Source organism: Anabaenopsis sp. FSS-46 (assembly GCF_029891665.1).
Taxonomy (GTDB): domain Bacteria; phylum Cyanobacteriota; class Cyanobacteriia; order Cyanobacteriales; family Nostocaceae; genus Anabaenopsis; species Anabaenopsis arnoldii.
The window spans coordinates 24,852-46,308 of sequence record NZ_JANQDG010000118.1; the positions used below are offsets into that span (position 1 = coordinate 24,852).

At 39.9% G+C, this 21,457-nt stretch carries 20 protein-coding genes and 1 tRNA gene; 6 read left to right on the plus strand and 15 right to left on the minus strand.

Annotation, left to right across the window (positions count from 1 at the left end; genetic code table 11):
• Window positions 1-79: 79 nt before the first annotated feature.
• Entirely contained in the window at window positions 80-1,597 is a 1,518-nt protein-coding gene (locus NWP21_RS14650; RefSeq protein ID WP_280793245.1) for a hypothetical protein, read from the minus strand.
• On the minus strand, window positions 1,590-3,950 hold the full coding sequence (locus tag NWP21_RS14655; RefSeq protein WP_280793246.1) for a hypothetical protein: 2,361 nt from the start codon (window positions 3,948-3,950) through the stop codon (window positions 1,590-1,592). The genes NWP21_RS14650 and NWP21_RS14655 overlap by 8 nt, the downstream gene beginning before the upstream one ends.
• A gap of 101 nt (window positions 3,951-4,051) precedes the next feature.
• Between NWP21_RS14655 and cobW the strand changes: the two genes are divergently transcribed.
• Together cobW and NWP21_RS14665 are read left to right on the plus strand one after the other, a co-directional pair.
• On the plus strand, window positions 4,052-5,092 hold the full coding sequence (gene cobW, locus NWP21_RS14660) for a cobalamin biosynthesis protein CobW (protein ID WP_280793247.1): 1,041 nt from the start codon (window positions 4,052-4,054) through the stop codon (window positions 5,090-5,092).
• A 14-nt stretch (window positions 5,093-5,106) separates the two neighbouring features.
• Window positions 5,107-5,577 carry an ABA4-like family protein gene (locus NWP21_RS14665; RefSeq protein ID WP_280793248.1) on the plus strand — a complete coding sequence of 157 codons (471 nt, stop codon included), beginning with the start codon at window positions 5,107-5,109 and terminating at the stop codon, window positions 5,575-5,577.
• Window positions 5,578-5,579: 2 nt separating this feature from the next.
• Here NWP21_RS14665 and NWP21_RS14670 read toward each other — a convergent pair whose 3' ends face one another.
• The 3 genes from NWP21_RS14670 to NWP21_RS14680 form a co-directional block, all read right to left on the minus strand.
• Complete coding sequence (locus NWP21_RS14670) at window positions 5,580-5,810, minus strand: acetyltransferase (RefSeq protein WP_271733022.1); 231 nt, start codon at window positions 5,808-5,810, stop codon at window positions 5,580-5,582.
• A 94-nt stretch (window positions 5,811-5,904) separates the two neighbouring features.
• Entirely contained in the window at window positions 5,905-6,213 is a 309-nt protein-coding gene (locus tag NWP21_RS14675; protein ID WP_271733023.1) for a DUF3181 family protein, read from the minus strand.
• A gap of 118 nt (window positions 6,214-6,331) precedes the next feature.
• Entirely contained in the window at window positions 6,332-6,589 is a 258-nt protein-coding gene (locus tag NWP21_RS14680) for a 2TM domain-containing protein (protein WP_271733024.1), read from the minus strand.
• A gap of 162 nt (window positions 6,590-6,751) precedes the next feature.
• On the opposite strand from NWP21_RS14680, the gene NWP21_RS14685 reads away from it, so the two are divergent.
• Window positions 6,752-6,825, plus strand: a tRNA-Arg gene (locus NWP21_RS14685).
• 63 nt (window positions 6,826-6,888) lie between these two features.
• Here the strand turns inward: NWP21_RS14685 and NWP21_RS14690 are convergent.
• The 3 genes from NWP21_RS14690 to NWP21_RS14700 are packed head-to-tail and all read right to left on the minus strand — an operon-like array spanning window position 6,889 to window position 9,891.
• Window positions 6,889-8,118: an MFS transporter gene (locus NWP21_RS14690; RefSeq protein ID WP_271733026.1), complete on the minus strand. Its 1,230-nt coding sequence runs from the start codon at window positions 8,116-8,118 to the stop codon at window positions 6,889-6,891.
• A gap of 44 nt (window positions 8,119-8,162) precedes the next feature.
• On the minus strand, window positions 8,163-9,176 hold the full coding sequence (locus NWP21_RS14695; protein WP_280793249.1) for a glycosyltransferase family 2 protein: 1,014 nt from the start codon (window positions 9,174-9,176) through the stop codon (window positions 8,163-8,165).
• A gap of 10 nt (window positions 9,177-9,186) precedes the next feature.
• Window positions 9,187-9,891: a C40 family peptidase gene (locus tag NWP21_RS14700; protein WP_280793250.1), complete on the minus strand. Its 705-nt coding sequence runs from the start codon at window positions 9,889-9,891 to the stop codon at window positions 9,187-9,189.
• Window positions 9,892-9,897: 6 nt separating this feature from the next.
• Here NWP21_RS14700 and NWP21_RS14705 point away from each other — a divergent pair, with 6 nt between their 5' ends.
• Both NWP21_RS14705 and NWP21_RS14710 read left to right on the plus strand, forming a co-directional pair.
• Window positions 9,898-10,836 carry a serine hydrolase gene (locus NWP21_RS14705; RefSeq protein WP_280793251.1) on the plus strand — a complete coding sequence of 313 codons (939 nt, stop codon included), beginning with the start codon at window positions 9,898-9,900 and terminating at the stop codon, window positions 10,834-10,836.
• A gap of 290 nt (window positions 10,837-11,126) precedes the next feature.
• Window positions 11,127-12,431, plus strand: a complete 1,305-nt coding sequence (locus tag NWP21_RS14710; RefSeq protein WP_280793252.1) for an efflux RND transporter periplasmic adaptor subunit — start codon at window positions 11,127-11,129, stop codon at window positions 12,429-12,431.
• A gap of 26 nt (window positions 12,432-12,457) precedes the next feature.
• Here the strand turns inward: NWP21_RS14710 and devC are convergent, their stop codons facing one another.
• The 7 genes from devC to NWP21_RS14745 all read right to left on the minus strand — a co-directional run bounded on the left by devC (window position 12,458) and on the right by NWP21_RS14745 (window position 20,582).
• A complete protein-coding gene (devC, locus tag NWP21_RS14715) occupies window positions 12,458-13,615 on the minus strand; it encodes an ABC transporter permease DevC (protein ID WP_271733037.1) in 1,158 nt (385 codons plus the stop codon).
• Window positions 13,616-13,683: 68 nt separating this feature from the next.
• The gene (locus tag NWP21_RS14720; RefSeq protein WP_280793253.1) at window positions 13,684-14,907 is read right to left on the minus strand and encodes an ABC exporter membrane fusion protein; all 1,224 of its coding nucleotides are present in this window, start codon (window positions 14,905-14,907) and stop codon (window positions 13,684-13,686) included.
• An 11-nt stretch (window positions 14,908-14,918) separates the two neighbouring features.
• The gene (locus NWP21_RS14725; RefSeq protein ID WP_280793254.1) at window positions 14,919-16,307 is read right to left on the minus strand and encodes an FAD-binding protein; all 1,389 of its coding nucleotides are present in this window, start codon (window positions 16,305-16,307) and stop codon (window positions 14,919-14,921) included.
• 102 nt (window positions 16,308-16,409) lie between these two features.
• On the minus strand, window positions 16,410-17,042 hold the full coding sequence (locus tag NWP21_RS14730; protein ID WP_271733042.1) for a hypothetical protein: 633 nt from the start codon (window positions 17,040-17,042) through the stop codon (window positions 16,410-16,412).
• A 256-nt stretch (window positions 17,043-17,298) separates the two neighbouring features.
• Entirely contained in the window at window positions 17,299-18,300 is a 1,002-nt protein-coding gene (gene hemF / locus NWP21_RS14735) for an oxygen-dependent coproporphyrinogen oxidase (protein WP_280793255.1), read from the minus strand.
• A gap of 140 nt (window positions 18,301-18,440) precedes the next feature.
• Window positions 18,441-19,454, minus strand: coding sequence for an aromatic ring-hydroxylating dioxygenase subunit alpha (locus tag NWP21_RS14740; protein WP_271733045.1), 1,014 nt, complete (start codon window positions 19,452-19,454; stop codon window positions 18,441-18,443).
• A 93-nt stretch (window positions 19,455-19,547) separates the two neighbouring features.
• On the minus strand, window positions 19,548-20,582 hold the full coding sequence (locus tag NWP21_RS14745) for an aromatic ring-hydroxylating dioxygenase subunit alpha (RefSeq protein WP_271733047.1): 1,035 nt from the start codon (window positions 20,580-20,582) through the stop codon (window positions 19,548-19,550).
• Between the two features lie 423 nt (window positions 20,583-21,005).
• Between NWP21_RS14745 and NWP21_RS14750 the strand changes: the two genes are divergently transcribed.
• Complete coding sequence (locus NWP21_RS14750; protein ID WP_271762733.1) at window positions 21,006-21,215, plus strand: plasmid partition protein ParG; 210 nt, start codon at window positions 21,006-21,008, stop codon at window positions 21,213-21,215.
• Window positions 21,216-21,457: the final 242 nt, after the last annotated feature.

The following is a 21,457-nucleotide window of genomic DNA, read 5'->3' on the forward strand; positions in this document are numbered from 1 at the left end:
GGGGTAATAGCCCTGTGATTGTTTTGTGTATATGAAGACAACCAGAGGGAAATTACCCCCAAAATCTTATCTTTACCATCTATCTTTTTCTGTTACGAGTTAGTAAGTGAAGCACGTAAACTATCAGTCCTATAAATCCTAACTCCTGTCTTAAAAACTGCCTAAGTTGTTTATGATTACGAACCCTGCCAAAATCTTGTAAATAGTTCTCCAAATATTGGATCTGGCTTATTTCCCCTTGTAAGAATGACAATTGATCGTTTGAATTCCTCAAATCTACACGGGTATTATCTACCTGTTGCAGTAGATTTCTAACTTCTTCTAAACCTCCTATACCGTCTATTTCACTCTTAATAGACTCAAGTTGTGTTAAAATACCTTTGGCATCGTCAATATTTTCATTATATCTATCAATAGCAGCATATATTGCCAGATTTTCTTGCTGAATTTTTTCAGATTCTGCTCTGACATTATTTACTTCCTGCAAAATTAATCTTGCTTCTTCAACAATACTGGTAACACCTATTTCCTCCAGTTCTCTTTTTGCTTCCCTTAATTCATGTAGAATATTGCTAAAACTTTGTAAATATTCTAAGTTGTGGAATACTTGGGCTTCAAGTTGTCTAATATTGGTTTCAAGAGTTTGTAAATCATGTAATTTCTGGGATAGTTGAGGTTCAATGTTTTGATAATATCTATCAATTTGTGAGATGGCCTCATTAATACTTGTAGCATTATCCGCATATATTGCCAGATTGTCTTCCTTAATTTGTTGAGATTGCTCTAAATAATTTTGTGTTGTTAGTAAAATCCTCTGGGATTCTGCTCTGACATTATTTACATCCTCCAAAATTAATATTGCTTGTTCCACAAGACTGGTAACACCAATTTCCTCCAGTTCTCTTTTTGCTTCCTTTAATTCCTTGAGAATATTGCCAAAACTTTGTAAATCTTCTAAGTTATGGGATACTTGAGCGTCAATATTTTGATAATATCTATCAATTTGTGAGATGGCCTCATTAATCCTTGTAGCATTCTCCCCAGATATTGCCAGATTTTCTTGCATAATTTGTTGAGATTGCTCTAAATAATTTTGTGTTGTTAGTAAGATTTTCTGGGATTCTGCTCTGACATTATTTACATCCTCCAAAATTAATATTGCTTGTTCCACAAGACTGGTAACGCCAATTTCCTCCAGTTCTCTTTTTGCTTCCCTTAATTCATCGAGAAGATTGCTACAACTTTCTGCAGCTTGTAATTTCTGGGATAGTTGAAATTCAAGTTGTTGAATATTTGTTTCAATAATTTTTCCAGCTTGTAATTTCTGGGATAGTTGATCTCCAATTTCTCTAGCGTTGCTTTGAGATTCTATAAGTTGATCACGACTAGTGCGAACTTGTTGATCAACTTCTTGGGCTTGTTCAAGAGTTCTGTTTGCTCTCTCTACAGAGTTATTAATTACCTCGGTGAGTTGTTGAAGTTGTTGGGCTTGTTCAAGAATTGCGTTGGCTCTGTCTAGAGAATTATCAATTACCTCGGTGAGTTGTAGAAGTTGTTGAGCAACTTCTACATCTGTCCGTTTTTTATGATTAGTCATTGGTTTCTCCTTGATAAATTTGGTTGATAGCAGCCTGACACAGGACAGATACAATGGAAGCATGTTGATGGGCAATTATATCTCGGAATGGATAATCTTGAGGAATATCTTCACCAATCCTCATTCTCACTCTAGCCGCTTCATATATCAGTCCTTGTTGCTCAAGTTCATTTGCAATATTCACTATGACTAAAGAGCGATATTCTTCCAGTTCTCTGTCTTGTAATTGGGATATTTCTTCTACTGCATCCCAGTATCTACCTAAAGCCCTGAATAATAGGCATTTGAGGGGAACGATATCAATGGGACTCCAAAAACTATTAGTTTCTAGTAGTTTTAATTCTGTTAATTCTTGCAGAATAATTTTATCCTTTTGAGATGCTCTTAAAATTTCTATAGCTTTCTGCTCAATTTCTAATACTGTTTGATTGTCAACTCTGGCTGCTCTCAAAGCTGCATAGGTATCCCAGTAAATTCTCAAAGGCTGACTGCGTAAACGTTCATAAATGAGGTTACGTATTGTCTCGAAATCTTGGGATACCTGTTCTCCATTACCAAACTCTGTAATCCATGCTAATGGTTGATCAGCATTAGAAAAATTGAAAAACTGACATTGATTAAAATGGGTTCTACCAATCCGCTCAATTTTATCAGTAGTGGTAAGGATTAGTAATCTATAACGAGGTCTAGTAAAAATTGTATATAAATTACTTGCTTCTTCCATTGATAGTTTTCCTTGTCCCTGGAATACGGAAAAAGCCACACAAGCGTCAAACTCCCTCCCTTTAGCTTCGGTAACATTCAGGTAATCTATTCCCGGTAAATTCTGATATTTTGGAGCAATATCTTGATGGATTAACTTGACACGGCTAGAAATTCTTTGCAGAAGATAGCGATCATCTCGATTTAATACCCTGTGATTGAGTCGAGAGAGAACTTGTGATAATTCTTCTGGTGAGTTGCATTCTAAAATCCTTACGGGTTCACCCTCTTCAAAACAGTTTTTAGGATCACTGGGATGAGGTAAATGTTCTCCGCGGTTTTGTAAGTTAGCTGCTTGTGCAAAAGAGTGAAAAATATTGGCAAATTCTAAAATACGCTGGGTATTGCGATAATTATATGTCAGGTTATGTCTTCTATTCAGTTGTAATTGTCCCCAATCAAAACCAGTGGGTTTAATCCTTTGATTCATATCTCCTAACAGCCAGAGGACATGAGAATGGTTATGTTCATGCCATCTTAACAAGATTCTTTTGATAGCTTCAATTTCAGCCATTAAATAATCTTGAGCTTCATCAAATATCAACAGCGTTTTAATCCCTTCTGGTGGAGGAATAGTTTTTGTAATTTCTTCTAACCCATCTAGCCAAGTTTTTTTATCTCCTAGTCTTTGTTTCCATTCGTTTATATTAACTCTTCTTAGTTGTTGGATTACCGCTGTATTTTCTATGTAAGTTCTATTATTGTTTAGGTCGCCTAAATTATGTTCCTTGAGTACAAACGCCCTAAATAACACCAAATCGCGATATTTGATGTTGTCAGAGTGAAAAGCAGTTAACTCTTCTTCATCCGTAGCAATCTGAGCATATGTGTTTGGTTCCGCCTGCTGCAACCACTGTTTAAAAGTACCTAGGAAAAAATTTGGCCTTTGCTCCTGTGAATTTAAATCTTGATCCTGTAAAATTGATTTTATCTCAGTAAATTTTTCCAGATCAGAGCGTAAAGCTTCGGGAACAATTAAGGCAACATTCCAACCTGCTGTTTTGAATAATTCACAAGCTATTAAAGCAGCACATACCGTTTTACCTGTACCTGGTGCGCTCTGTAATAAAAAACTATTAATTTCAATATGATTTGGTGGTGCGGAGGTTATTAATTGCTTATAAATTGCTTGTTGCTCACGAGTAAGAAGAGGTGAATACAAGTAACCACCATAAACAAACTCATACCAAGAAGTAACTCGTTTATGATCAAATTGGTAAGTGGGGAGATGCTCTAAACGTGTTTCTTCAATTCCCAGTAACTCAGCTGGTGTGATTGCACCTTCTGTATTTACATCGCGGCGGATTTTTTTATAAATATTTTGATAAATATCACGTCTTAACCCCGCTGCGATTACTAAAATAATTTCATGATTATTTTCAATATATCTCCTCCAAATAACTCTAATATCACCTCTTTTAGTGCGCCATAAATCACCTGTTCTGTATCTGTATCCCCGTAATTTTTTTGTATCTCCCAGGTTTCCCTGACTCAGGTCTGTCAAGACTCTTGCTATATCCTCAAAATAATTATGTAACTTGAGGATATGCCGAATAACAGCCCTGGTGATTTTGATAGTATAATTACACATGAAATACTCGAAGTAATGTCAACTATGTAAAAATTTAGTCTAAGTTCCAGTTTATCATGAGTATATAATTTTTGTCGCGCAGGGAGTAAAGGTAGTATATAATGTCCGGTAAAATACCAGTAACAGTGATTACAGGTTTTTTAGGCAGTGGTAAGACTAGCCTAATTCGCCACCTACTACAAAACAACCAAGGTCGCCGTATTGCGGTGTTAGTCAATGAGTTTGGGGAACTGGGTATTGATGGTGAGTTGTTAAAATCCTGTGAGATTTGCCCTGAAGATGGGGAAGAAGGGAGTAATATCTTTGAGTTAACTAACGGCTGCTTATGCTGTACTGTGCAAGAAGAGTTTTATCCCACGATGCAGCAGTTAATTAAGCGACGAGATAGCATTGACTGTATTTTGATTGAAACTTCTGGTTTAGCTTTACCGAAACCTTTAGTTAAAGCCTTTCGCTGGCAAGAAATTCGCGCCGCTGCTACAGTGGATGCAGTAATTACCGTGGTAGACTGTGCGGCGGTAGCATCAGGTACATTTGCTAGCGACCCGGAGGCTATAGCTGCTCAACGCCAAGCAGATGATAGCCTAGAACATGAAACACCCTTACAAGAACTGTTTGAGGACCAATTGGCCTGTGCAGATTTGGTGGTGTTGAATAAAACTGATTTAGTGGATCTGGAGACAAAGCTGGAAGTTGAGGAACTAATTAAGCAAGAGTTACCCAGAGTGGTGAAGATTGTGGAAAGCGATCGCGGTCAAGTGGATGCTTCCATCTTACTGGGATTTCAAGCCGCAGTTGAAGATAATTTAGATACTCGTCCCAGTCATCACGACACGGAGGAAGACCACGAACACGACGAAGAAATTACTTCAACTCACGTAGTATTAGACCGGAGCTTTGACCCAGAAAAGCTACAACAACAACTGCAACAACTAGCACATCAACAGGAAATCTATCGGATTAAAGGCTTTGTCGCCGTACCGAATAAATCTATGCGCTTAGTAATGCAAGGTGTAGGAACGCGGTTTGACAAATTTTATGATCGCCCCTGGAAAGTCCAAGAACCTAAACAAACCAGTTTAGTTTTCATTGGTCGTGATTTGAAACCTGCGGAAATAGCATCTCAATTAGTAGCTTTATAATCACCCCAAATTGTATGAACATCTCTCAACTATTTGACATTGCCAATATTTTCGTTTTACCCTTTTGGGCGTTAATGATTTTCTTACCTAACTGGAAATTTACACGGTGGGTAATGGGATCATATCTACCTTTTGTAGTTTTAGCTAGTGCATATTTGTATCTGTTTGTCAATAGTATTACCCCAGAAAATGCTGCCGCTTTATCTAATCCCCAGTTAGCAGATATTGCGCGATTTTTTACTGATGAAACAGCAGCTGCAACAGGATGGATTCATTTCCTGGTCATGGATTTATTTGTAGGTCGTTGGATATATTTAGAGGGTCAGAAAACAGGTATCTGGACAATTCATTCTCTGGCTTTATGTTTGTTTGCTGGACCTCTAGGTTTATTATCTCATATAGTCACCTACTGGATCACTAGGGCATTTTTACCCAATTCACAGACTAAGGATATGGGAGAACCAGCGGTTTCTTCCAGTAATTAGAGTTAGTGAGCAGAGGTGCAAAGTTGAGGATGTCGATAATTGGGATCAACCCAACAAAGCGGTAGGCTTTCACCAGAGGGAAATACAAGATTCTGTTTTTGATAGGTTTCAGGTTCTTGTTCTTCTTGACCTAATTGGTCTTGGGCGCGGATGATCCGACTATTAGGATCAATTAATTCCTGAAAATCAAGGACTTTAATAATATCACCTGAATCTTTGAGTTGTAAAAACATATTCATCACCTCAATAAATTTGAAGGTACAATGGAAAATACCCCTCATCCTTTTGTTGGGGAAGATATACTGCCTCACCTCAACCGAGCAGAACTTAAATCTGGCGTTGATATTTCTCTAAAATATCTACCAAGTTGACTTGACATTGTAGTGGGAGGAGATCATTTAAAGGTAATTCTTTCCTCCCACCGCCAATTTTGACTGGGATAGATGTTAATACTGCTATAACAGTGTCTTCATTGACAGTCTGGGAAGTAATTAAGGGATACATCTGTTCAGCAACTACAGTATGTAGTTTGGCATCAGATAAATAAAGATGCCATTTGGCAATATCTATATATACCGCTTCGCCAATTTCAGCAGCTAGGGCTTCGAGTATTTCAGCGGTGTTGGTTGTAGCCATAAAAATCACCTTATATCAACAAAGAGCGTTAAATGTCAGGGTTTCTCGCATGATCGCACAATTATGTATTGGGATCTACCACCACAGGTTACAATCCCCTAGCCGCAATAATCAATCTTCAGGTAGATTTGGGTGGAGTTTCGCTATAGTTGGCGATCGCACTAATATAAATCAGATGCACCAACAATACTAATATCCAACCTGCGGTTAACCAGGGTAGCCATTCCCAGGTGGCCGATTTTAAGTTGTGGACAAACCATAAACCGGAATTAACAGCCGTAGTCAATGCTACATGGACAGCAAAATTCATCCGGTCATCTAACTTGCGGAAATCTGGATCTTTGCGGTCGGGTTTGCGAGGCCAACGAGGAGGCATAAGGATTTATTTGAGACTTGAGCCATGTACTTACTCAACTTTAGCAGACACATTCACCATCTGTGCTTACCCCTCATGATTCAGGTGTGTTAGTTCGGCAGAATTAAATAAAAAATGGCCTTGCATTATTTTCATAGTAGTGTTAAGATTATTTTGTTGTAAGGGTGTGTAGCTCAGCGGACTAGAGCACGTGGCTACGGACCACGGTGTCGGGGGTTCGAATCCCTCCTCGCCCGTTAAGAAAGGCAGAAATGATTTTTACTTTTAAAAATCACTTTTGCCTTTTCCTATACTTGGAATTATCTATCTAAGGCGTAACTATCTTCACCACGCCCCAAAGCAAAGCGGAGAGAATTATTCAGGTTATGACTGGACTGGGTGAGAAATATAATCATGGCTAGAAAAGTCAAAGCAGCACCATAACCAAACATCTGGCGGTAACCTACTTGTTCAGCAATGACACCCAGAACCGGACCCGCGACCCCAATACCAACATCTAATCCTACTAAAGAGACGCCAAATATCCGCCCGCGTTCGTGGGGTTGGGCGCGGTCTGTCATCATCGCCGCCATCATGGGAATTACAGTTCCCGAAGCAGCACCTTGGACAAATGCTGAGAGTAAGAAAATAGGGGCGCTGTTAGCTCGCCATATACCAACCATGGCTAAGGTGAAGGCAATTAAGCTCAGGGTGATAAATAAACCCCGTCCATATTTATCAGAAGCGCGGCCAATAAATAGCCTGACATTAAAACTGGCGATCGCCGCCACTGTGTAAAATAGTCCTGGGTTCAAATCTACATTAGTGGATTTGATAAATAAAGGCACAAAAGTATGTAAAGTTCCTAAAACCATACCAATCAACAGCATGACTATTGCCGGAACACGCACACGAGGAGCCCATAATAATCGCCAGAATAGATTATTTTCAGGGTTATTGTCCAGCTGGTGAGCAACAGATGGATTCCCCAGGGGGACAATACATAACATTCCCGCAAAACCCAAAGCCGCGGACAACAGAAATAAGGGAGTATAACCAGCAGCAGCTTGTAAATATCCCCCCATAGCTGGCCCAATAGCCACACCAAGGGGATTGACTAGACTCATGTAGCCAATCACCTCACCGCGATTGTGAGGAGGGGCTAAATCTCCCACCAATGCTACATAAGCAGTACCAAAAGCGGCAATACTGATACCGTGAAAGGCGCGTAACACCATTAATGGGATAATTGACTTTGCTAACACATAACCCAGAGGTGCAATAGCCACTGCTGACATCCCAATGAGCAACACAATCTTACGACCCCGACGGTCTGCTAAACTGCTACACCAAGGGCGAAATAGTAGCATCCCGATGGCAAAACTGCCCATAACAATGCCAATCTCTTGACTGGTAGCGCCAATATCTTCGATATATAGGGGCAGAGTGGGTAATAATGAGGCAATGCTAGACCAGAATAATAAACCTGCGGTAAACAAAATCAGCAGGTTACGTCTAAGTTGGCTGTCTAAGGTCTGAATAGCTTTCAAAATAAATGTCAGTTTAGTTCCAGAGTGTTTCTCATATTGTTACGTTACTTAACATTTTTGGCTACTACTTCCCGCACCCGATAGATGGGACGACCTTGGGATTCATGGTAAGTACGCATCAATAACTCAGCCAACAGACCAAAGCAAAACAACTGCATCCCAGTGACTAACAGCAGCACCGCCAAAATTAACAAAGGGCGACTACCAATTGACTCCCCTAAAGCCAATTTAATAAAACTCAAGTAAATACCCAGCAGCATACCTGTAACTATAGATCCCAATCCCAGCAACCCGAAAACGTGCATGGGACGGGTGAGAAACTTCTTCATGAAGTAAATAGTTAACAAATCCATCATGACGCGAAAGGTGCGCCAAATGCCATACTTACTGCGGCCAAAACGCCGCGCATGATGACGTACGGGAATTTCAGTAATTCGCGCCCCCTCAATGTAAGCCAAAGCCGGTAAAAATCGGTGCAGTTCCCCGTAGAGATTCATATCAGCTACAAGCTCCGACCGATAAGCCTTGAGGGAACAACCATAATCATGTAACTTGACTTCCGTCACCTTACCAATTAGCCAATTAGCAACTTTAGAAGGAATTAAGCGGGAAACTAAAGCATCTTGGCGTTGATGTCGCCAACCACTCACTAAATCATAACCTTCTGCCAACTTAGCTAATAATAAAGGGATATCCGCCGGATCATTTTGCAAATCAGCATCCAATGTGACAATCACTTTACCGATCGCATAATTAAACCCAGCGGCCATTGCCGCAGTTTGTCCGTAATTTCGCCGTAATAGCACTGCTTTTAAATCACTACGTATTAACGCTTGTGACTTGAGAAATTCCGCCGATCCGTCTGTAGAACCATCATCCACGCAAATGATTTCATAACTGAAATTACTAGCGCTGACACTAGTAGCGATCGCTTCGAGCAAAAGTGGTAAACTTTCCACCTCATCCCGCACTGGTACTACCACCGAAACATCGGGGACAACTACCCCACTTGAACCATTTTCCTGATTTAAACCCTGGGAAATTAAGCCACTCCTCATATTAACGTCCTTAGTTTCTGTGTGGTTGATAACTCTGAATCACCCGACCTGCGCCCCGCAGCTGGTGATAATATGACTGACTTACCCTATCCCCCTGTTCCGAGAGAATATCAATGCCAATACCATTGCGTCCCTGGTCTTTTCCCGAACTATGAATGTAAGAATTATCGCCTAAATATAGCCCTACATGAGTGGCTTTTTTTACAGTTCCAAAAAAAACTAAATCCCCTGGTTGTAATTCATTTATATGAATTTTCTGGGTAAAAGCCTCCTGTTGATAAGCATCTCTGGGTAACCAAATCCCTACCGACAAAAACGCCGCCTGCATTAACCCGGAACAGTCGTAATTCGGACTGACTGTACCACCCCACAGATAATAATTAGACTGTTCCATGGCTTTTTGGGTAAAATTAATCACATTAGGGAGTAATTTTGTGATCTCAGACTGGGAAAATGATTTGGCCTGATAAAGTGTGGTAGCAGGTTGTAATATATCCAAGTCGGCACAAGATACCCACCCTGGATAGTCATCTTCACATAAATACACCTCCAATGCTGAGAACTGATGATTTAATGTGACCCGCAAATGTCGCCCTGTAGCTGCTTGAGTGCTCAGGCTTGTACATTCAGGAGAATCATATAAATTCAAATTAGCAATACACTGGTATTCTTGAGCCGATGTCTTGAGGATTGGGGATTCTGAATTAGAGAGCATTCTGCAATGATTTTCTTTAGAAAAGACGAACAACTCGAAAATCTTGGTAATGATATTTTAGAGGCAACTTGGGCAACATTTCCCAGTTTAGCCCGTAACCAAGTGGCTATAACTTGGATTGTTTATGATCCTCCAGTACCTGTAAATACTGGTGGTGCTTTGACTCCTGATGCTTTTTGGAGCCATATACCCCGTGGTTTTACTTATAGGGGGGTGGAGCGAATTTATCCCGCTAGCGTGGTCAAATTGTTTTATTTAGTCGCTGTCCACGAATGGCTGGAAAAAGGTATGACCCCACCCTGTCAGGAGTTGGAACGCGCCTTAACTGATATGATTGTGGACTCTAGCAATGATGCTACTAGCTTAATTGTAGATGTCCTGAGTGGCACTACTTCCGGTCCAGAGTTACCAAGCGCACCCTTTGAAACTTGGAAATATCAACGTCATATTATTAACCGCTATTACCAGTCTTTGGGTTGGGAAGAGTTGGAGACAATTAATATTTGTCAAAAAACTTGGGGTGATGGTCCCTATGGCAGGGAACGAGCATTTTATGGGGAGATGCTCGATAATCGCAATATGGTGACCACTAATGCGGTGGCCAAGCTAATTCATAGTATTGTGGGCGGGGTGGCAGTGTCTAGTAAGCGATCGCAAGCCATGATGAATTTGCTCAAACGTAGTCTTAACCCCAATCATTTACCCACCGATGTAGAAGAGGATCAGGTAACAGGTTTTTTGGGGGGTGGACTTCCCCAAAATACTCAAATCTGGTCAAAAGCCGGTTGGACCAGTCAAGTTCGTCATGACGCAGCTTATATTGAGTTATCAGAACAGCTTCCCTACATCTTAGTTGTATTTACTGAAGGTAAAGCTAACGCCAAACGCCGGGATATCTTACCTTTTATTTCTGGGCTATTTGCCAAGGGGATGAGTAATTTATAATTTGTAATTCGTAAGAACACAGATACAAGGGAATATTACTAATATTCGGTTGTATTAATCTGTTTTTCTGAGGATTTATCAACCCTCAGCCCCACCCTCTCCTGAACTAGGGGAGGGCTTAATAATCTTGTTAATTATTGAACCTGGGATAGATTTAGAGATAATTGATTCAAGATTATATTAAAATATATGACACAGAATTTTTAAGTAAGTATGATCCTAAATGAATGGTTATGATGGCAAAATATCGAATCATGACTTACTATTGAGTTATTTATATTTAGTTAGCCATGACATTGCCTGAGCCGCCAAATAATTTTGGAGATAATCATTCGCCAAAGTCATATCAGCCAAGGTTGCCAGAAAGAAGATGGCAGGGATTATTGTTAGTTTCTATACTAATTATTGCAGGTGGTAGCGCTATATTTTGGCGTGTTTTGACTCCTACACATCAAGCAGTACCTACTAATATTAAAACTCCCGGCGTCAGGGTCAAGGTGTTAACAGTACGCTCTGGTATAGTCGATGAAAGTTCAAATTTTGTTGCTAGCTTAAAGTCTGGGCGTTCGGTAGAGATCAAGTCGAAAATTCCCGGACAAGTTACCCAAATATTTCTCAAACCAGGGGATCAAGTTACAGCCAGAACGGCAATTATCCAAGTAGATTCTAGACCAGCAACAATTGAGCTTAATGCTACTTATCAAACTGCTGTGTTACAACGGGAAAATGCCCGTGCTAAACTTGAGTCTCTGGAAGCAGCACGCCAATCTCAAGTTGCTGATTTACAATTGCACGAAGAGGATTATCAAAAGTATGCTTACCTAGCAACCCAGGGAGCTATCTCTCGACGTGCGCGAAATCAGTATGCTAATCGGGTGGCTACAACTAAGGCTGATCTTGGGGCGATTAATGCTCAGATTCAAAGAGAGCAACTGACTATCTCACAAGCTGAAAAAACCTTGCAACAAACCCAGTCCGAGATTCGCAGTCAACAACTCCACCCCCAGAGTTATACAATTACAGCACCTTTTAGCGGTACAGTTGGTAATATTTCTGTGAGAGTAGGTGATTTAGTCAATACTTCTACACCACTAGTTACTGTTTCTCAAAATCAACCCTTAGAACTGCATATTTTTGTCCCGGTGGAACAAAGCACCCAATTACGTCAGGGAATGGCCGTGGAAGTGTTGAATCCACAAGCTGAGGTGATAAGTAGTAGTAAAATATCTGCAATTACTCCTGATGCTAAAAATGAGCGGCGAGAAGTTTTGGTTAAAGCACTGTTTAATAATTCGGAAGGTCAGTTACGACCTGATCAATTAGTACAGGCGAGAGTGATTTGGAATCAGCGTTCTGGGGTATTAATCCCTACCAAATCAGTGTTTCGCGTAGGTGGGGAAACTTTTGTCTATGTGATGACAACAGAGGAATCACCACAAGGGATATCTCAACTTATAGCTCGCCAAAGACGGGTGCAATTAGGTAATATTAGAGATGATCATTACCAAGTTTTGGCAGGATTACAATCAGAAGATAAAATTGTTACTTCAGGCGTTTTGAATCTAAAAGATGGTATGCCAATAGTGCCTGAATAGTTTTATAATTATAGATTGATTCTTGTTTAAAAAATATCGGCTGGATCTGCTGACTTTAATTTACCCATGGCGATCGCACCGGAGATTAAACACATGCTCACTGTTAATAACAGTACAAAAATGAGTCTCTCAGGGGTGAGAAATAATGGTAATTTAGTAATATTACGGGTAAAATTATACATAAAAAACGATACTAAACCACCGGGAATAAAACCGCAGATAGCTAATATTAATGTTTCCTGAAGAACAACAAACATTAAATATATATTGCGATAACCCATAGCCTTAAGTGTGGCATATTCCGGCAAGTGATCCATAACATCACTATAAATAATTTGATAAACAATAATCACACCCACTAAAAAGCCAATGGTGACACCCAGGGAAAAAATAAAACCAATCGCCCCATTTTCTCGCCAATATTGCTTTTCAAAATCAATAAATTCTTGATGGGTGAAAACTCGGACATCATCACTCAGGTAGGACTCTAAGGCTTTGGCGACTAAATCAGCATTGCTACCAGGTTTGAGGTTGATTAAACCTAAGTTAACTTGACCAGGTTTTTGTCCCGAAAAAATCCGTAAATAGTTCTGGTCACTAGTGATGACACTACCATTGGCCACAAAAGAAGCGCCCACCTCATACAAACCCTGAATTTGCACCCTACGCCCTTGTAATTCTGTGATGACGGGTTGACCTTGAGATATTTGGGCGATCGCTTGTTGATATTTTCCGCTAGAATTGCGGTCAAATAATAGAGTATGAGGATATTTAATCGTAGCCAATTGTTGATTGACTTCCGGTAAATTAAAAGCCGGGTTTTCCGGATTAAAACCAATCACTAAAATTGACTCATCTAACTTAGTTTGGGGACTCTTCCAAACACCTAAACGAACATAGACAGGATTAACCGACTCAACCTCCGACAAATTAGCAGCTTGAAACAAACGGCGACGAGGAAAACTACTCAGAAGCCCTAAGTTTTGCCCTTGGCGACTAACCAAGACTAAATCCGCTTGTAAAACTTCATGAAATCTGGTATTACTATCATATAAAGCCGACTGAAAGCCCAACTGCATCAACATCAAAAAATCAGCGAAAGTAATACCACAAATAGCGACTAAAAACCGCCCCTTTTGCTTCATTAATTGTCGCCAAGCCAAAGGGATTCTCCGTTTAAACATAAATATTTAAGATTTAAGGAAAAAAAAGGATAAAAAAACTAGAGCAACACCCAGTATGTTTATGACTTTTACCTAATTAACTTACTCACATCTTGACTGGTAAGTATTTCTACATTCACTTGGAGATTAGTCAAATTAGCTACCTGCTGACTAGATGCTGCATCTAAACGAATTTTAGCCTCAATTACCCTAGCATCCGTAGCTGTGGTGGGGTCACTGTCTAACACATCTTTCTTCGCCACTTGAAAGCCAATACCATCCACTACTCCCCTTAATTCACCCTCAAAAGCATTACTAGGACTAGTAATAGTCGCAATTTGACCAGAGCGAATGTTACCGATATCACTTTCATATATCTCAGCGATCGCATACATTTGATTAGTTCGACCAAGTTCCACAATTCCCCCCTCACCGATGGTTTCACCCGGATGAGCTTGAACCTGGAGAATTTGACCCGCTTGTGGGGCGCGAATATATGCTGAATCTAGTTCTACTTGCATTTTTTCCACAGTGGCGATCGCCCGATCTACTTCTCCTTGTGCTATAGCCACATCTGTAGGACGTATCTCTGCTGTTTGGGCTAAAATAGCCTTAGCTTCCTGAATTTGGGCGGTGAGGGTGCGTTGTGTTCTGGCTAAATTAGCTTGCGCACCATTCAATTCTTCCCGGGCGGATTTTAAGGTTAATCTGCGAGTATCAAGAGTGGAAATAGCGATCGCACCTTCTTGATAAAGATTTTCATAACGGCGCAATTCTATCTGTGCATTTTGTAACTGAGCTTCTAAGCGAGCGATGGTAGCTTGCTGGGTTGGGATTTCACCATCTAACTGTGCTTGCAGATTGCTCACAGTTGCTTTTCTGGCGGAAATTTCACTTGGTTGTGCGCCAGCTTTTACCTGAGCTAACCGTGATTTCATCACTCGCACTTGTTGCTGTGCTTCCTTAACATTAGCTTCTAAGCGATCGCGATTGTCCAAAATAGCAATCACATCTCCATCGCGTACTTCCTGACCTTCAGCAACCAAAAGTTGCGCCACACGACTAGCACCACTAACATCAGTAGGAGCCGAAATTCTCATGACTTCACCAGCTGGTTGCAATCTTCCGAGCGCATTCACTTTTGAAATCACTGGTTGACTAACTTTGGTAGTCACCCCTGGGGTTTGAGTATTGAGCGGACGAGTTATAGACAGGATACCCACCCCCATAGCTGTGAGCGAGGTCATACCCAGAGCCAATAACCAGCGAAAATTGGGGGGGAGTAGAGAGGAATTTTCAGAATTTCGCAACATTCTCTATTTCCTTATATAGCACCGACGGGGTGTTCATACTTGAAGAAACCAGGATTCAGAATCCCACAGGGGTCGTATTTCCTTTTGATTTCATTGACGGTCAACCAGTAATCACCAAATTGCGATCGCCATTTTGGTAAATCAAATTCCGCCCAAGTCGCCATATATCTTTTACCCCCCATTTGGAAGCCCAAATCAGTCAGTAAATTTAACTGCTGTAACACAACTTCCACCTGAGTTTGGGGAATACTCGGATACATTCCCAAACCGATAATTAACTCATCATCCGGTAAAGGAAACATGGGTAATTTATGATGGCGAGAATTGAGACAAAAAGAACCTATAGGTAAAGTGCGGAAATCCAAGAAATTAGGTATACGCTCCAGAGCAATCTTAATAAATTCCTGAGCACTAGAACCAGGTAAAAGTAAATCTATCCAAGTATTAGCAGTATTGACAGGATGAGGAACTTGACCTAATGGTTGAATGAACTGCTCAAAAGTCAAGTCTTCAGTGTGGATATGGCGATAAAAATTTAAATCAGCCAGTAATTCTGCATCATTTACCTGATTGACAGCATCAAATTCTACAGTAATTTGCATCCTGTAAAACCATTGAATTAATGGTTTGATCTGATTTTCTTTTCTGCTCATTCCTTGCAAGCAGGGTGAAAACAAAGATACTAAACCATCTATCCGACCTTCTGTGACTAACCCACGTGCATCATCTAAAAGTTTATCTAAATCGTCATAGCAAAGAAAATAACTGCGAGTGTAAGGGCGATATTTCCTCAGACGATTTTTAACTTTAGTAATAATACCAAATTGACCATAGCCACACAAAACATGATAGAAAAGTTCGCTGTTGTCTTCCGGTGTACACCAAAGAATATCCCCAGTCCCCGTCACAACTTCCAAAGCCAAACAGTTATCAGCTTGAGAACCATAACGAAAAGAACTCAAACCTAAACCAGCAGCGCAGAGAGTTCCCCCCAAAGTCACTTCAAAGTTATTGGTCAGGACTGGGGGAATTACACCATCAGGTATAGCAGTATCAATAACTTGCTTCCAAGTCACACCAGGGTCAGCTTGGAACCAGAGTTCATCGGGGCGGAAATCATCAATTTGATTGAGATTCCTCATATCTAGGAGGATTCCCCCTTGATTCAAAGATTGACCACTTAAAGAAAGTCCCGCACCCCGTGAGGAAATTGTTAAACCCTGTTGAGCAGCATATTTAATTGCTTGAGCAACATCACTAGAATCTTGCGGACGGATGACAATTTGGGGCTGTTTTTTAATAATGTTACCAAAATCTTGAGAAACTGCTTCTAAGTCTGATTCTTTGTTACTAACTTCTCCGGCAATAATCTTTTTTAAGTCTGTAAGTATACCACTCATAACTTTAGTTTAAATTATAGTTGTTTCTTAAGAATCTTGTGTTTTATGTCCCAGCAACTGTTTAATTAATCACAAATTCTTTATAATTAATGGGAATTGATACTAGTGAAAAAAACGAATTTTCAGCATTTTACAACCGATTGCGCACAAACTAGGAATTAATCCTATGAGATCAAAAAACCGAGACATTACCTGAGATAAAGTAATTTTATTGTCTGTGTTCATCACCGGTAAATTATTTGTACTTCTTTCATACTTGAATACACAAACACAGTCACCCTCTGCTTGTTTACTCAAAATTGCCGCCTTGATTCCCGGAAAAGCTCTTCTGGTAGCTTCTTGTTCCATTTCGCAGAAGACACGACAAGGACTATCAAAACCGTACTCTTTCGCCAAGGATAAAACTGGGCAAACTCTTTGTATTTCTAATGCTGCATCTGTACCATTTTGGGAAATATCTACCACATCCATCACAAAACCCATTAATCCCAGCAAGGGTGCAGCTTGGGTGAAACCTTTCGCTAAGGTGTTATGCTCGATAAAAGTACCCATCAGCGCCTTTTGTTGTTCAGGATATTTTGCCATCATTTGTTCAAAAGCGGCTGCATCTCCTTTTTCTGCAACCAGATTTTTGTATCTTTGTAATCTCTTGCGAAACAAATTCATGGCTTTAGATTCATCTAGATTGATGATATCTTCCATGCGGAGATTACCTGTAACTAGTTCCTTTTCCATGGTCATTTCTGATTGAATAAATTATTTATATACTGGAATACAGGCAAAGTAGAATTATCCACACTAGTACATATTTACAAGCATTCAGACATGATAATGCCATATCTATTTCTATGTCACTGCTCAAAGATGTATCTTTTCTGGTTTTGTTAAAAGTAAAGTCTTTCTTCATTACCTGTAGTCGCTATATGTTGGTTTGATATTAAATTTTGATGTTAAATTGTGTTCCATCATCTTGGGAGCCATCAAAACCGATTTACAACCACTCCCGAGGATTTTTCAAGACTTCTTTTAACATAGCTTCTTTGCTACCGGGAATAGGTTGATCATCATATTCCCAACTAGCAGAGGGAGGCATACAGTTAAAAACACTTTGTTGGTTAACCATACCACTAGCTAAACCAAAACGCACCCCGCGATCGCATGATAAGATAAACTCTACATAGCGCCCACGTACCAGATGTTGCCAATACTTATTTAGCTTTGTAAAAGACATATCTTTACGCCTTTCCAAAATTGGCATATAAGCAGGGATAAAAGCATCAGCGCAATCAGTCACAAAATCAAGTAGTTTTTGCGGATCTTGATTATTTAAATGGTCAAAGAAAATTCCCCCAATACCGCGGTGTTCACCGCGATGTTGTATGTGGAAATATTCATCACATGACCGTTTAAACCGCGGATAATAAGAAGAATCATACTGATCACAAACCTGTTTATGCACCTGATGAAAATGAACTGCATCTTCCTCAAACAGATATGCTGGTGTTAAATCAGCACCACCACCGAGCCACCAATAAACCGGTTGGTCACCATGACAAATCTCGAAATAGCGGTAGTTAGCATGAGCAGTGGGAGCCATGGGGTTATGGGGATGGATGACAAAACTAGAACCTGTAGCGAAATAGCGGTTAGCCTGACTGCGGGTGATTTTATCAGCTACATCTGTACCCAGAGCGCCCGATTGCTGAAAAGACATTCCCGGAGGTAACTCACCTTCTATGGCTACATAATTCACCCCTACCTTTTCCAACACATTACCATTGTGCAGAACCCGGTCAATATAGATAGCATCTTGACTACTTTCACCCACCTTCCAGACTCCCTCCTGGTCACGATTCCAGGACTGTTCACACAGATGCTTACCATCCAACGCTTCCAGAGCCTGACAAGTATTATCAAACATCCGCCTGAAAAACTTATCAATAACTCCACGCATTCCTAGTTCCTCAGTGATTTTTTCCAGTACATGGTTCATACTTATCTCCCCAGTATTAGTCAAATACTTATATCAACCTGCGTGTATTTATCTACCAGAAATCATTATTGCTACAAAACTCAACCCCATATAAACTCAGCACCCAAAATAAAACCTTCTGATCTGGGGTTCCCTATCTTTTAGTTTTTATCCTGACTCAATCCATCAAAGTCAGTCTGAAAGCTTTGCAAAAACCGCCGAAAAGTAATATCTAAAGCATCAGCAGCTACATGAACTTCCTCTGATATTTTTGGTATTGGTTGAGAATTTAAACTTGAAACCACTACTGTATCTTCTTGTGCTAATTTGTGGTCAAGCTTTCTAAAAAATCCATCAAGCCAAGGAAATGGTAAAACATTGCGATATAACACCCGTTTAACACGAGTCGTATGATCATCAATAGGTAGGTGAGCCACTAAAACGCCAAACTTGACATCAAACCTACTACCGCGACCCACACTAATTTCTGCCAGAGTAACATTAGGTAGATATAAGGTCAATTTTGTTTTCAGTTCTGGTCGTCCACCCAATAAAAAGTTTAAGAAACTTTTGGAGTTACCTAAAGATTCATAGTTAACCTTAGCCACAGCACCCCAATCATATTTATCAACTTGATAGTTAATAGTTGTATTTATGGGTATTCTCTGCCCAAAAGATTTTTTATGGACGGCGATTACATGGGTAAAATCAAGATTAGCTTCCATGAGCCGAGCATAGTTGGCATTATCTATACTATCGTCATATACAGGGCGCATAGTCGATACCATGTACTCTGGAAAAGTCGGTAAAGGAGGGCGTTCTGTTGCTGGTAAATCACCATAAAATAGCCAGACAAAACCATATTTTTCCTGGGTTGGATAGTGAGGAACACGAGCTTTTTTAGGTACAGGGGTATCAGGTGGATTAGAGGGAATTTCAATACATTCGCCATCAGCTTGAAATTTCCAGCCATGATAGGGACACCGGATACAATCCTTTTCAATCCAACCCAGAGAAAAAGCAGCCCCGCGATGGGGACATTGGTCATTTAAAGCTACTATTTCTCCTTGAGAGTTGCGATAAAGAACAAATCTCTGATTGAACATCAAAACTTGCTTTGGCCTATTGGTAATTGCAGAACTAAATTCACAAGCATACCAAAAGTTTTTCAACATCAGCGCCTTTACTTCCTTTTTCTTTGTGTAATTGGCGTAACGGGTAATTACTTTTTCATAATTATTAGCCTCACAAGTGAAAATAAATCAAATCTATTTTGTCAATGACCGTTCTCGTTGATTTTGATGATAATTCAAACCCCATCCCATAGCTAAATATTTTTGTCGTATCTGGCGATAAGCCAGGTTCATAGCATCAGCAGCAACATGAACTTCAGTTGTTAAATTATCTGGGATTAATTGGGGAATTTGTGACTCTGTGACTATTTTATCTTCTAAACCAACTTGATGATGAAACTTGATAAATAATCTATCTGCCCAAGCATAGGTAAAGAAATTACGCAGTTGAATTCGTTTACTAATGGTTCTCTGGTCATTAACGGGAACATGAATAGCATAGTTGATAATTTTACCACGACCAAAGTCACTTTCAATTTTAGTTATATTGGGTAGGTAAAAGCTAATTTTGGCATTTAATTGTGTCTTTTTTGGACCGAAAAAAGATTTAAAGATGCCATTTTTGGGCTGGGTATAATTCCTGTAGATAATTTTGGTACTTATGCCCCAATCTTCATCTTTAATGACATATTCATCTACTGTGGTATCCTCTGCCAAGCCCGCACCAAAGGAGTTACCATGAACTGCATAAAGATGGGCGGGGTCAAGTGCATTTTCTATGACACGGGTATAGTGAGTTTGCATCTCATATTCTAAGTAAATTGGATGCATTTTGGGGTCTTGATATTCTGGGAACGGAGGAATGGGTGGACGTGATTCTGCTGGTAAATCTCCGTAGAATATCCAGACAAAACCATATTTTTCTTGTACTGGGTAGCTCTTGACATTAGCTCTGGGTGGAATTGGTGTTCCCATTTCATTAGCAGGGATTTCTACACATTTCCCATCGGCTTGAAATTTCCATCCATGATAGGGACAACGGATACAGTTGTCTTCTCGCCAACCTAGAGATAATGCTGCACCTCTATGGGAACACTGGTCTTTTAATACAACTACTTCGCCTTGAGAATTGCGATAGAGAACAAATCTCTGATTTAACATCAAAACTTGTTTAGGCTTGTTAGTAACGGCTGAGGTAAATTCACAAGCGTACCAGAAATTTTTTAGCATTTCTCAGCTTTGAAATAAATAATTGATTGGAGTTTTGTGATCCTAAATTTTTGGCTAAAAATCGGTTTTTATGAAGCTATTGCTGATTTTTGTGGCTTTTAGTCTGTAGTTTGGCGATGAAACATTTTTTGACAGATTTTTTCTGCTGTCTTTTGCTTACAGGTATTTATTGCAGCTAATTTAAGCAAATTGAGATCAATTTGCTTGCTATTGCGCCTGTGATATTCATTTGCTGGTGCTGACACTTTCTGGATGCTATAGCCTTTGTTATGTGTCATCTTTCGGATAGATTTACTTCTCTTTCCTGGGGTACAGGTGATACTATACCAATTAACTGATGCATTAGTCAACTAGTTAATATTTTTCCCTGATGAACCATTACACGAATAAACTGGTTAATAAGTTTATTACTTGGAGTATAGTGTGGCACAAGGAGAAGCTTCGATTCGGGTTTACCTTCCCCCTGAAATTAAAGACAGGTTTAAAACAATTTGCTTTTTTAAAGGATTGAATATGTCTGATGTTTCCGCTGAACTTATTGAAGATTGGTTAGCTAAAAATGAGATGGAACTACCAAATTCCGCGAAAATTTCACCATCGCCCACAGGTCAAAATGGTAATAGGTCAGCATGATTCCAAAAAGTTGATTAAATAAGCTGCAACTGTAATTGTAGTTCTGCTCTGGGTGTGTAGTTACACCGGGGTAGTTAGTTGTTAAAGCTTGGTATGCTATTATGCCAACCTGGAATAACTGCTGATGGATTTGGTGATAATTGGGTAACAACTATGGTTGAAACCCTGATTTAGCCATATTTTCATGGATTATATTGCATAAATTTGACCGCAATACCAGCGCCGACCAGAACCGTCTGGTT